Origin of the sequence: Desulfovibrio piger ATCC 29098, assembly GCF_000156375.1 — a bacterium.
GTDB classification, from domain to species: domain Bacteria; phylum Desulfobacterota; class Desulfovibrionia; order Desulfovibrionales; family Desulfovibrionaceae; genus Desulfovibrio; species Desulfovibrio piger.
The window spans coordinates 295,374-307,944 of the sequence record NZ_DS996355.1; the positions used below are offsets into that span (position 1 = coordinate 295,374).

The following is a 12,571-nucleotide window of genomic DNA, read 5'->3' on the forward strand; positions in this document are numbered from 1 at the left end:
CGGAGCTTCCTCATCCAGGTGACGGAGAGGAGAAAGGTGTTTTGTTCGCATCTGCACCCAGCCCGACGCATGGAAAAAATTTCAGGTAAGCAAGCGAGTAGCCCAAAACGGAGCAGGCATGGCTGATTATATCTTGAAGCTCTTCGACAGGGAGCTGATTCGATTTTCCGCTAAGGATACCGGTGATATTCCTGAGATCTCCATAACGCACATAGATCAGGATGCTCTGTCACTCATGCCGCTTGGAATGGAAGTGTCGGATAAGGGCCTTGCCCGTTGGCTGAAGCACAGAAAGATTCCCAGGAACAGAGCGTACATCCATTCGTTTCTGGCAAAGACCGGTCTATCTGCGAATAGCACAATGGGCATCATAGATGTCAGCAAGGGGCTTTCTCTCAACGACAGCTACTGGGTTGTACGGGAAGGGGATTCCAAAACCTTTGGCCAGTGCAATCTTTACGACAATAAATTCAGCGAGTTGTTAGCCAATATTGCTTTTACCGGCTATGGCAGCTCTGTTCGTACATCTGTAGTATCGAGTCCTGAATTTACAACGAACGGTATGCTTCCGAAGTGCTGGCGCAGGCAATCTGGCAAAATATACCTTTATAAAGGTGGTACTGTAGGGGCATCAAATACAGGAAATGAGCCCTATTCAGAATACTATGCATGGCAGATTGCCCAGATACTCGGTGTGAATGCAATCGAGTATAATATCGCCAAATGGAAATCGAGACTTTGTTCAAAGTGTGAAATTTTCACCAGCAAGGATATTTCATTTGTTCCTGTGGGCAATATTGTGAAGCAAGGAGGAATGCAGGCAGTCATCGATTACTATGGAACGCTTGATTCTAAGTATAGGGACATGCTGGAGGATATGTTCGTCTTTGATGCTGTCATTGCCAATACTGATCGCCACTTTGGAAACTTTGGTTTCCTTGTGGATGCTGCAACGAATACTCTCAAAGCTCCTGCGCCATTGTTTGATCACGGGAACTCACTATTTAATTTTGCCTCTCCCATAGAAATAGAGAGTAAGGATGTTTTTATTAATTTTGCTGATGTCCAAGCACCAGTGTGTTACAGCAACTTTTTCTCTGTAGCTAAGTCTTGTATGAAGTCAAGACATCGTGAAGGATTACGGCATCTCCTAAACTTTAAGCTGAAGAAACATCCTCGTTATAACCTTTCTTCAAAGCGTTTGAAGTATATTGAAATTGCCGTACAGAAGAGGGCATCACTGCTACTTGAAGGGGAGACTCATAGCGAGAGTGAACTGAGCTTCTGGTAGACGAATAGAGAATGAGAAAACCTTTGAGGTTTGTATTAGAATAATGTCCTTCAGAAGCAGACATGCAAGTAGCGTTACAAGGATTCCATAGAAGCTCTTTATGATCCAAAGAGACAGTTCAAACTATGGAAATCTTCTCTCGATCAGGGAAAAAATGGTGTAGAGCGAATTTTTAGCGGAAAAATCGGATAAAAAATGCTGTCTCCTCTCCTCAAACTGCTAGTCAGCTATGGTGCATAGGTAAGCTTTAAAGGATCTCTGTTTATATAAGAGCGTTACTTTTGTGATATAGTTTTCGTCAAATAAGAATAAAAAAGAGCATAGTATTAAGCTATGCTCTTTTTTTATGTATAAAATAATTCGGACATACATAATATGAAGTTTTACTCTTCATGGTCTCTGTTCTTAAGGTTTGTCACACTCAACCATATAGGGGGTATGTAATACTAATATAATATATTAAAATAGTAACTTTATATAGGAAATAGTTAGTAATTGTTTAAACATTAAAACGACAACTAAATATGCTGATTGAATGTTGAATATAGAAAAGTAATTGATTTAACAAAAAAACAATATGGAATGTGAAAGTATATTTATCCAATACACTGCAAACATGTCATCAGCATATTTGCAGAGTATTGGCTCATTATTGTTTTATGTTCTTTGTCTAAATATGAGGTGAAAACATGAAAAACAAAAACGTACAGTATCTGGATAATATCAAAAATAGTGTCAATGAGTTGTTAGACTTCTATACAGGTAGTCATCGTAAAACATTATCCATCAGGTTTGATGTTAGATATCCTCAAGATTATATTGGAGATACCTCATCAAAAAATATATCTGATTGCATGGCACATATGGTCAAAAAGTATAAACGTCGTAAATGTGATCCGTATTATATTTGGGTTCGTGAACAAAACAAAAGTGATCATCCTCACTACCATTGCTTGTTCTTGTTAGACGGTACTAGAGTTAAGACTTATAACCATGTCTTTAAGAGTGTTGAGACAATTTGGAATTCTACTCTAGATATAGATAGAGAGTCAAAAGGATTGATAGACTACTGCACGAATAAATCCAATAGGGATTATAATGGAAAAATGATTACCAGGACATCTGATATTGAAAAATTTGATTCAAGATTAGATGAGGTGAAACAGCAGGCTTTATATTTAGCAAAAGCATATACCAAAGGTTCTATTCATGATGGACAGAGAAACTTTGGTATGTCACGTTTACCTAAAAATAAAAACATAGATTCTCATGATTCTGATAATAATTAAGGGGATTATCATGGATACTCAAAACAAAAAATCTTATAGTTTTTCAGTGCAGCAGTCACCAAATTCTGAAAATGAGCATACTGCTATCGTATCTGTATCTCTCTGTGATGGTACGATGACAGTATCCAACTTTGGTAGTGCAAATCAGGCTACAGTGAATTCTTACAACACAGTCGATATTATCAATGCTGCTAGAAATGATGCTCAGGCAAAGATTCAAGATCAGATGAATTTCATGTCGTCTCAAGCAGCATATCATCCATCAGTATCTACGGCTCAGAAAGATTCTACATATCCAGTTAATAGCAATTCCAGTACAACAGCGTTGCCACCTTCTCAGCATAAACATGGAGGTGGAAGCAAACTGGCTAGTGAGAAACAGAAAGATTTTATAAAGCAGTTGGCTGATAGAAAGCGTATACATATAGATCAGTTGTGTATGGATATGTTTAGCCACGGTAGTAGTAATATGACAGGTGCTGAGGCAAACGAGATGATCAAGCATTTAAAAAGATCATAAAGGTTTGATAGTATAAAAAGGGGAAGGAGATGATCTTTTCATAGGTTATCTCCTTCCCTGTAAAATTCATCAAAAATGATAGAGCGTATTTTTGTTGAGTTTTATCATCATAGTATTGCGTGGAGAAAAATATCTGTATAAGATCAATTTTATCCTTGCAAGAGGATTCATCTGTATAATATATTTTCATATTATTTGTCTTTATATCGTCAGAGAAAAACATCATCAGATTTCCTTGACGAATGCTTTATCAAATTGATATGTTTTATCACCTTGGAACCCATTCTTGCTCTTGCTATAGTTTTGCCGTTGACTAGTAAAAATATTAAGATGATAGGTGAAATTTCTCGAAGAACTACTAGGCACAGATAGAGCAGCATGATTCATATGCCAGCACGCAGTTATATAGCCATCGATCTCAAGTCTTTTTACGCCTCTGTGGAATGCATGGAGCGTGGTCTTGATCCATTGACTACTCACCTGGTGGTAGCTGATCCCAGCAGAACAGAGAAGACCATTTGCCTGGCAGTTTCTCCCTCATTGAAAGCTCATGGCATTCCGGGTAGAGCACGCTATTTTGAGGTCATCCAGAAAGTACATGCAGCCAATGCATTGCGCAGACAGAAAGCTCCACGGAGGAGATTCACGGGAGAATCCTCAGATGCTCTTGAGCTAGCTGCTGATCCTTCCCTAGCCATAAGTTATCTGGCAGCTGTGCCTCGTATGGCTCTCTATATCGAGTACAGTACCAGAGTTTACAGCGTATACCTGAAGTATTTCTCTCCTGATGATATCCACGTTTATTCCATCGATGAGGTCTTTATCGATGCTACTTCCTATTTGAAAAATTATCGTACATCCGTACATGAACTCACTAAGACCGTCATTCTTGATGTGCTACGCAGCACTGGTATCACAGCTACAGCAGGTATAGGCACAAATCTCTATCTGGCAAAAGTGGCTATGGATATCATGGCAAAAAAAGTAGCAGCAGATGAGGATGGTGTGCGTATAGCCTGTCTGGATGAGATGTCGTATCGTCAGCAGTTGTGGCATCACACCCCCTTGAGGGATTTCTGGAGAGTTGGCAGAGGATATGTCCAGAAGCTGGAAAAGTACGGCATCAAAACGATGGGAGATATTGCCCGCTATTCCATCCATAGCGAAGATTTACTTTTTCGTCTGTTTGGGGTGAATGCAGAGCTGCTGATAGATCATGCCTGGGGTTATGAACCGTGTACGATGGCAGATATCAAGGCATACCAGCCATCTTCCAGGAGCATAGGTTCAGGACAGGTGCTGCACTCTCCCTATGAGGTGGAAAAAGCTCGTCTGGTGGTCAAGGAAATGGTGGACTCGCTTGCTCTGGATCTGGTGGGCAAGCGTTTGGTAACGGATCAGCTGGTACTGACGGTGGGATATGATATCGAGAGTCTGTCCCCTGAGCGTGGTTATACCGGTCTGGTGATTACGGACAGCTATGGACGACAGCTTCCTCAGCATGCACATGGTACGGTCAATCTAGGCCAGTTCACATCTTCCAGCAGACGGATGACACATGCTGTGCTGGAGCTTTTTGATCGCATTGTGGATCAAAAGTTGCTGGTCAGGCGTATCAACCTGGTAGCAGCCCATGTCTTGCATGAAAGCCAGATAGACAAAAAGCCCAGACAACTCGATTTGTTCACCGATTATGCTGCGAAGCAGAAGCGGGAAGAGCAGGAACAGGGACAGCTCCAAAGAGAACGCAAGAGACAGGAGGCTATCCTGAAAATCCGTGAACGCTATGGCAAAAATGCCCTGCTGAAGGGCATGAATCTGGAAGAAGGAGCTACGACCAGGGAACGCAACCAGCAGATAGGAGGGCACAAGGCATGAGCAACAAGTACGATGATATCATCAATCTGCCACGCCCTGAGTCCAAGTATCCCCGTATGCCCAGAGCCAACAGAGCTGCCCAGTTCTCTCCCTTTGCTGCCTTGACAGGGCACGAGGAAGCCATTCGAGAGACAGCCTATCTGGTAGAAGCGCTCTCCAGCCAAGAGGAACCGATAGATCGTGGGGGAGAGCCATGTCGTCGATATGCTTCTGCTGGGAGGACTTCGCTAAGGGCGGATGATGTGGACTTTGGGAAAGAAAATTTTCTAGGAAATTGATGGGAAATTCAAAAAATATCATTATATTTAAGTGTGTTGTTGGAATAATTTCCATATTTCCCTAGATCCCAGGATGCCTGTTTAGTGGGCAGTCTACAAGGGCAAATTGAGGGAGGAGAGTGGGACCTAATGCCTCTCAACGTGCTGCAAGGCCTTGTAAAGGGTAGTTCTGCTCACCCCAAAATGAGCTGCGACTTCCGTTTTGCGCTGCCCATCAGCGACCATCTTGCGAGCGAGTTCTGCCTGCTCTGGTGTGAAGGATGGCTTGCGTCCTTTGTACTTCCCTGCGGCTTTGGCAATGGCAATTCCTTCTCGCTGCCGTTCCCGGATCATGGCTCGTTCAAACTGGGCGACTGCGCCGATGATTTGGAGCTGGAGCTTCTGAAAGGGGTCTTCCGCTTTGCCTGCTGAAAAGGTGAGTCCTTCCTTGTGGAAGGAGACAGAAACATCCCGTTGGTTCAAGCTCTCGATGATCCGCAAAAGGTCCTGAAGATTGCGAGCGAGTCTGTCGATGCTGTGCACATGCAGCATATCCCCATCACGGAGGTAGTCCAGGCAAGCAACCAGCTGTGGCCTGGAAGCATCCTTTCCACTGCATTTGTCGGTGAAGACCTTGTCCAAGTGAAAACCATCGAGTTGCCGGGCTGTGTTCTGATCTGTGCTGCTGACACGGATGTAGCCGATCTGCTTTCCTTCCATGCTTAGCCTCCAAATTGTTCAAATAAGGTTATAGAGACTAAACGTATTTGTCAATTAAATGGAATATGGGCTCTAAATGGACATCTTTCCATCCATTTGTTGGTGTCCATTTGGGGTACAGTTTAAAAATACACAGACTCACTAACCACAAAAATCCCCTACCTACTCGCTATGCTTTTATAGGCTTGCAGGATTCTTTCCTCGTCATTATCATATTTTGTCAGGATAAATTCGATTGATTTTCTTCGTTCTTTAATCTTGTCATTAATATTTTGCAGGCTTTTGAGGTCGCAATTGTAGCCTAGTGCCTTTAAATCTTTTGATATTTTTGATTCGCTTATTCCAAGTATTTTTGCTGTCTCATTATTTTTTCTTTTGTTCTTTTTACAAATAACAATTGCTGCTAGCAGGATATCTTTCTCTGTTTCATTCGTACAAATATCAGTAGCTGACTTCTCGATAAATTCCATAGAGGAATCTGTAAATTTTTTTATAAAAATAAAATCCTCATGATGTCCTTTATTATGTCTATCGAGGACATACTCGACAAGTATCTCATTTTTACTGAGTACCTCTAATTTTATTCCTAAGTCCATTGCCATTCTTTTTTTGGAACTCCCCTGTAGCTCTCCTTCACTATTTGTGTGGTCTACCACAAGAAAAGAGATTCCTTCTTTCGTCAATTCTCTCATCCACTTGATAAAATTAATTGGATCATGTGCAGCGATTAGACTGTAAAAATTATCAATTATAATTAGTTTAAATTTTTTTAGTTGCTGAATATATTTTTCTTGCCATTCTTCATCTAGAATCGTCGAAAATTTAGTATTTTCTTCTATAAATGGGTATACAGAAAAACTTCTTTTCTCATGACCAGTAGTATCATGAGCGCGTATAATTTTTGCTATAGTTTCCTCTATTTTTTGTCCAGCCATTTCCCCGTCAATATAAAGAACATTTTGTGGATCGCAAGATTTCCACGGGCCAATAGCTCTATGGCCAATACCAATTGCTTGTGCAATTGTTAATGCTAAAATAGTTTTTCCTGATTTTTCTTTTGCATAGAGCCAAGTAATACTACAGCTATCAATGATTGGTTTGAGCAGGGGAACTGTCTTTCTTGTGGAACCTGGTATTGTATCATTGGGAGAGGCTATCATGTTTTGTGTTGTAGGTAGAGAAATTGACTTACTTTTTTCCAGTTCTCGTAGAAGAGTATCCATTGAGTAAATAGTCGGCATTATAGTTTCAGGCCTAATGTCAATAAACTGGCATGAGAGATGAAGCCTTTTTAGTTTTTTTGATGCCTCTAAAACCTGTGAATATTTAAAGCTACTGTCAAACAGAAAAATTACTTTTTTATTTTCTATATCTTTTGCATCATCTGGAATGTTATTTATCCCACCATACAATAGGGCCACAGCATGATCTCTCTGGCTCGGATCAGGATTTTCATTTTCGAAGAGATACTGGATATTAGTATTATTACTGCTATCTATAATTAAAATGCTATCTTTGTTTTGTAAACTAGCGGCTTCTGCTGCGGGATATGTAATAAGAGGAAGATCTGGGGGGACGGGGATTTTTAAATATATTTGACTGTTGTGATGTCGCCAGAGCGTAATATATGCGGATGTAAATTCATTGTTATAGGTTCTAATTCCGTAAAAATCACCGATGTATTTACCATAATGGTTAAATAAACGTTCATGTATGCTGGGAAAATGAAAATAAAATCTATCCTCAATCGTATTTTTGTATATAGAGATTGGGTTGTTTTCTTGAACATAAAAAGGCTTTGGTCTATGTGTATCTGATTCGATTTTTTTATGTGCGCTAATATGATCGTATAATTCTTGTATAGCCATACTATAGTTTTTTAAATTTAGTTGTGCATAAAGAGAAATAATATCAAAGCCAAATATTTTCTGATTGAATATGCAGGGTGTCTGTAATTTTTCTATCCAGAAACCAATATTTGGTGTGTTTCCAAAAAAAGAAAACTTGCTTTCCTTGATATAAATTTCATAATTCTTAATTTGAATTTTATTTGCACTTTCGGGAATGTATTCTTCTTGAGTAATTGACTTTATTAGTTGTATTGGATTAGATACGAATTCGGCACAAATTTTTTGCCTTTTATTAATAAGTTCCGCAGTTATGTTTTGAACGTCAATATAAAATTCTATATAATTTAAACAGCGTATATTAAGATTATCGTATATATTAAAATGTAAATACCTGTGCGTGTCTGTATAAATATCTTTTAAGAAAGGAATCATGTCAGAGGAAAACAATGTAGGAAAGTTTGGCATAGTCAATTCACTTGTTTTAAGTTGGTTATTTTTGGCTTTCAATTTATTACATATCAAATATCATAAAAATAGTAAATATTCTCGATTGTATAAAAAAGTCAATCCCACCAAGGAGCTACCTTGATGGGATTGCTTTAACTATATTCCACTGCTAATATTGAGGGAAGAATTGAAATTCAGCATATAACACTCAGTAAGATATGACAATTTTTGATGGGAGGGAGAAATGGACTTCCAGCCAACTCAACAGCAGCAAGCTGTCATCAATCATGATGAAGGCCCGGTTTTAGTTATTGCCGGACCTGGAGCAGGCAAAACGTTCACCCTCGTTGAGCGGATAGTGCATCTTGTGGCGCATAAGGGGATTCAGCCGGAGCAATTATTGGTAGCGACGTTCACTGAAAAAGCCGCCAATGAGCTTACTTCACGCATTGCTCGTCGTCTGATGCAGGAAGGCGTTCAGGCCAACGTAGATGAAATGTACGTCGGTACACTGCATTCCATTTGCCTACGTTTACTTGAAGAGCACAGAGAGTTCACTAGGTTGAGAAAGAATTTCACTTTGATGGATCAGTTCGATCAAAGTTATTTTTTCTTCCAGCATTTACGCCAGTTTGAGGAGCTGGCTCCTCTGTCGCTGCTTGTTAGGGGGAATGTGAATGTCGGCCGCTGGAAAAGGGCGACGCTGCTGTGTGGCTGGATGAACAAACTTTCAGAGGAAGTGCTTTCTGCCGATGCGCTGCAAGCAGACCCAGACGAGGTCATACAGGCGCTCGGCAAATGGTATGCCCTGTATCTATCGCTGTTGGAGAAGGAAAACCTGCTGGATTTTTCCGTTATTCAGCTTGAGGCGCTTAAGCTCCTGAAGAACAATCCCAGGGTACTTACTTCATTGAGGGAAAAGATCCGTTATGTGATGGTGGACGAATATCAGGATACAAATACCATTCAGGAGCGGCTGCTGTTTACATTGCTGGACGACAAGCAGAATATTTGTGTTGTAGGCGATGATGACCAAGGGCTTTACCGCTTCCGAGGGGCAACAATTCGCAATATTTTGGAATTTCCCCGGCGTTTCCCTAAAGGCCGCTGTGCTGTGTATACGCTAACGGTCAATTACCGCTCCGATCCGGGTATCATCACCTTTTACAATGACTGGATGAGCGGTAGTGTGGACGGTTTCTCCTGGCAAGGAGATGGTGGTACGGTATTTCGTCATCCCAAGCGGATTAGCCCTCCAGAGGGCAAGATCTCGCTGAAAACGCCTGTGCTGCGCCTTTCCGGCAGTGCTAGTACGGAAAACTGGCATGAAGAGGTGTTGGAGTTTCTGAAAAAGATGAAGGAGCGGCATCTGACAGACTGGAACCAGGTGGCATTCCTCTTCCGCTCTGTGCGCTGGGATAAGGCAAAGGCGCTGGCAAGCTATCTGGAAGAACATGGTATCCCGATCTATGCGCCTCGCTCTGATTTGTACTTTGAGAGGGAAGAGGTCCGTCTCATGATAGGGGCGCTGCTTTTCCTTTTTCCTGTTTTCAGGGACATACGTGAGCAGTGGCAGAAGAACTTTGGAGCTCTGGCAATCTGGGATTTTTATGATACCTGCCTTCTTCTGTTTGCGGAAAAGCTACGCCAGCCAGACAACAAGGAATTAAAAGACTGGTGTGTACGTCTTGTGCGGGAAGTTCAAGGGATGCGCATTCGCAATACGCCTCTGGACTGGGGTTTTTCTAGCCTGTTTTATCAGCTGATTCAGTTCCCGCTATTTTCAGACTACCTGGAACTTGGTACGTCCTCCAGAGATGAACGCCCGGCAAGAAATTTGGCTATATTTTCACAACTTATTGTAAAATTTGAATATCTGCATCATATTCAAGTCTTGCATCCTGCCTATCTGGAAAAGAATATCGGGGATTTTTTCAATCACTACCTTCGTTATATCGTAGATGGCGGTATAACAGAGTTTGAAGACCCGGGGGACAGCACTCCTCAGGGAGCCGTTTCCTTTATGACGATACATCAGGCAAAGGGGCTTGAGTTTCCAATTACTGTTGTCGGCTCTCTTCATGCTGTTCCTCGTAAGCAGCATACAGATCTGGACGAACTTTTGGAGGCTAGGCACTATGAGCGCCCAGCCTTTGAGCCGTTGGAACGGATTAAAGAATTTGATTTTAAGCGTCTGTACTATACCGCATTCTCTCGTGCAAAGAATCTGCTGATTCTAAGTTGCCAGGAAGAACTCACCGCAAGGGGAAAATTTAAAATACCTTCTCATCCTTTCCATGCTTTCTATGCGAATCTTCCTTCTTGGAGAGAGGCTGATTTCTCGAAGCTGAAAGTGGATACCGTTCGCCCTGGGGGCATCAAGGGACATTATTCCTATACCTCTCATATCCTCATCTATGAAGGCTGTCCCCGACAGTACCAGTTTTTCAAATACTGGGACTTCAGTCCTGTGCGGGAAGGTCCCATGTTGTTTGGTCAGCTTGTGCATCAAACTATCGAGGATATCCATAAGGCAGTACTGCGTGAACAGTCGGAAACCGTGACAGAAGACAATATCCGCCTCTGGTTCGACGTGAACTATGCCAACCTGAGCCAGAAGGAGCGCGTCTATTTGGCTCCGCAAATTCGGGAGGTAGCCCTTGGACATGTACTGCGCTATGTTGAGCGCAAGCAGGGGCGCTGGGATGATATTCGCGGAACGGAAGTAGACGTATCCCTTATCCGGGACGAATACATTTTGACAGGGAAAATCGACCTTATTCAGGGCAAGGGAAATACCGTGGAGATCGTGGATTTTAAAGCAACGCCCAAACCCAACCAGTACGCTGAACGTCACCTCTTGGAACGCTACCGGCGCCAGTTGGAAATTTATGCATACCTTGTAGAGCAGCGCCAAGGGCTTGAGGTCAGCGCCATGAACCTCTACTATACAGGCGAAGAATCCGGTGTGCCTACTTACCGTTTCCCCTATGATGGCACGTCTGTAGATAAAACCATTGCTGCCGTGGATGCGGTGGTGGGCTGCATGGAGCGCAGGGAATTTGCCGTACAGGAGAGGCCTGCTAAATTATGCAAGGAATGCGATTTGCAATCATTTTGCGATAGGTGCGAATGAAACAGGACTGTCTATGCGGGTAACAAAAATTCAGCTCAAGAACTGGAAAAATTTTTCAGGATGTGGATGTAGCGCTGCATTCCCATATGTTTTTGGTGGGCGTCAATGCTGCCGGGAAATCCTTTTCTTGATGCCTTTCGGTTTATGAGCGACGTTGTGGAGGATGGCGTGGGAATGGTTTATCCGGTAAAAGGATTCGGCAACATCGGGAAAGCGGCCACAACCTATGCCTGTCTTGCAGATAACGAAACAGCCGTGCTTGTCCTGACGGACTTCATGGATAGCAAGAGCCCTTGTCCGGTTGCTGGCGGATCACAAGAATTTTGCCAGACTGCTTGGAGTACGGGCGGACAAAATTTCATCTCAGCCGGATATATTGCCGGACCCCAAAAAGCATATTGCTGAATTGGTGCGCCGTTCTCCGCAAAAGGGCATCAAGGCGGATCTGATTTCCGCAACTGGCAGGCAGCACGCTCTACCTGTCAAAAATGGAAAAATTTATTAATGAAGGCTGGGATATTGAGGCTGCCATGCGGCGTTCTCCCAGCCTGAATCGCTGTGTTGCGCGCCTTCGCAGTCTGAATGTCGCCCAGTGACGTGTGGACTGCATGGAAAATAGAGAATTAGCCGTACAGGATTTTACAATGGGAGACTAGAGCATGTCTCAGATAGAGCAAGATATACAGAAATTGCTTGAAGCTATGAATGAAGTATTGGAACAGGAGGGATATCCTATCGATTTCCCCTATTTCAACTTTGACGATCGAGAAAATGAAATTATTCTTACGCTCGGATTTGAGTATGAATATTTTTGTTCTCTCCTTAACCGATGTATGACAAGAAAGTTGATTGCCAAAAAAACGCTTAGCCTAGGCTTTGATGATATTGCACTCACACAGCAGGGGCAGGAGCAAGCCTTATCAAAGAAAAAGCAACAAGGAGGGTTTGGTATGAATATAGGACAATTAACGATTAATGGCCCTACGCAAATTGGAGATGGAAATACTCAGAACTTTGCAAATTATCTTTTAACTATTGAAAGTATGATTGACAATTCTCAAGTCTCTGACGCTGAAAAGAAAAAAGCAAAGGGTTTGTTGCAACAAGTTACTGAAAATCCGCTTCTGAACACGATTATTGGTGGACTGCTTTCTGGCATTATCAAATAAGGAAAGGAATTTCC

10 protein-coding genes are annotated in these 12,571 nt (G+C 42.2%); 8 read left to right on the plus strand and 2 right to left on the minus strand.

What is annotated here, in order from left to right:
* The first annotated feature begins 118 nt into the window (after positions 1–118).
* The 5 genes from DESPIG_RS04745 (at position 119) to DESPIG_RS14230 (ending at position 5,256) form a co-directional block, all read left to right on the plus strand.
* A complete protein-coding gene (locus DESPIG_RS04745; RefSeq protein WP_006005651.1) occupies positions 119–1,291 on the plus strand; it encodes a HipA domain-containing protein in 1,173 nt (390 codons plus the stop codon).
* A 689-nt stretch (positions 1,292–1,980) separates the two neighbouring features.
* Positions 1,981–2,580 carry a YagK/YfjJ domain-containing protein gene (locus DESPIG_RS13160; protein ID WP_006005653.1) on the plus strand — a complete coding sequence of 200 codons (600 nt, stop codon included), beginning with the start codon at positions 1,981–1,983 and terminating at the stop codon, positions 2,578–2,580.
* 10 nt (positions 2,581–2,590) lie between these two features.
* Positions 2,591–3,100 carry a hypothetical protein gene (locus DESPIG_RS13650; RefSeq protein WP_147589083.1) on the plus strand — a complete coding sequence of 170 codons (510 nt, stop codon included), beginning with the start codon at positions 2,591–2,593 and terminating at the stop codon, positions 3,098–3,100.
* Between the two features lie 387 nt (positions 3,101–3,487).
* Entirely contained in the window at positions 3,488–4,978 is a 1,491-nt protein-coding gene (locus DESPIG_RS04755) for a Y-family DNA polymerase (protein WP_040369279.1), read from the plus strand.
* The gene (locus DESPIG_RS14230; RefSeq protein ID WP_081446821.1) at positions 4,975–5,256 is read left to right on the plus strand and encodes a hypothetical protein; all 282 of its coding nucleotides are present in this window, start codon (positions 4,975–4,977) and stop codon (positions 5,254–5,256) included. Before DESPIG_RS04755 ends, DESPIG_RS14230 begins: the two co-directional genes overlap by 4 nt.
* 126 nt (positions 5,257–5,382) lie before the next feature.
* Here the strand turns inward: DESPIG_RS14230 and DESPIG_RS04760 are convergent, their stop codons facing one another.
* Positions 5,383–5,955: a recombinase family protein gene (locus DESPIG_RS04760; RefSeq protein WP_006005662.1), complete on the minus strand. Its 573-nt coding sequence runs from the start codon at positions 5,953–5,955 to the stop codon at positions 5,383–5,385.
* A gap of 158 nt (positions 5,956–6,113) precedes the next feature.
* Complete coding sequence (locus DESPIG_RS13170; RefSeq protein WP_147589085.1) at positions 6,114–8,312, minus strand: AAA family ATPase; 2,199 nt, start codon at positions 8,310–8,312, stop codon at positions 6,114–6,116.
* 184 nt (positions 8,313–8,496) lie between these two features.
* Between DESPIG_RS13170 and DESPIG_RS04765 the strand changes: the two genes are divergently transcribed.
* The 3 genes from DESPIG_RS04765 (at position 8,497) to DESPIG_RS04770 (ending at position 12,557) form a co-directional block, all read left to right on the plus strand.
* A complete protein-coding gene (locus tag DESPIG_RS04765) occupies positions 8,497–11,388 on the plus strand; it encodes an ATP-dependent helicase (RefSeq protein ID WP_006005667.1) in 2,892 nt (963 codons plus the stop codon).
* A 105-nt stretch (positions 11,389–11,493) separates the two neighbouring features.
* Positions 11,494–11,793 carry a hypothetical protein gene (locus tag DESPIG_RS13655; protein WP_147589087.1) on the plus strand — a complete coding sequence of 100 codons (300 nt, stop codon included), beginning with the start codon at positions 11,494–11,496 and terminating at the stop codon, positions 11,791–11,793.
* A gap of 254 nt (positions 11,794–12,047) precedes the next feature.
* The gene (locus tag DESPIG_RS04770) at positions 12,048–12,557 is read left to right on the plus strand and encodes a hypothetical protein (protein ID WP_006005674.1); all 510 of its coding nucleotides are present in this window, start codon (positions 12,048–12,050) and stop codon (positions 12,555–12,557) included.
* Positions 12,558–12,571 lie beyond the last annotated feature (14 nt).

Coding starts and splice junctions, on each gene's coding strand:
- DESPIG_RS04745 (WP_006005651.1), top strand. CDS start 119: ATGGCTGATTATATCTTGAAGCTCTTCGACAGGGAGCTGATTCGATTT.
- DESPIG_RS13160 (WP_006005653.1), top strand. CDS start 1,981: ATGAAAAACAAAAACGTACAGTATCTGGATAATATCAAAAATAGTGTC.
- DESPIG_RS13650 (WP_147589083.1), top strand. CDS start 2,591: ATGGATACTCAAAACAAAAAATCTTATAGTTTTTCAGTGCAGCAGTCA.
- DESPIG_RS04755 (WP_040369279.1), top strand. CDS start 3,488: ATGCCAGCACGCAGTTATATAGCCATCGATCTCAAGTCTTTTTACGCC.
- DESPIG_RS14230 (WP_081446821.1), top strand. CDS start 4,975: ATGAGCAACAAGTACGATGATATCATCAATCTGCCACGCCCTGAGTCC.
- DESPIG_RS04760 (WP_006005662.1), bottom strand. CDS start 5,955: ATGGAAGGAAAGCAGATCGGCTACATCCGTGTCAGCAGCACAGATCAG.
- DESPIG_RS04765 (WP_006005667.1), top strand. CDS start 8,497: ATGGACTTCCAGCCAACTCAACAGCAGCAAGCTGTCATCAATCATGAT.
- DESPIG_RS13655 (WP_147589087.1), top strand. CDS start 11,494: ATGCTGCCGGGAAATCCTTTTCTTGATGCCTTTCGGTTTATGAGCGAC.
- DESPIG_RS04770 (WP_006005674.1), top strand. CDS start 12,048: ATGTCTCAGATAGAGCAAGATATACAGAAATTGCTTGAAGCTATGAAT.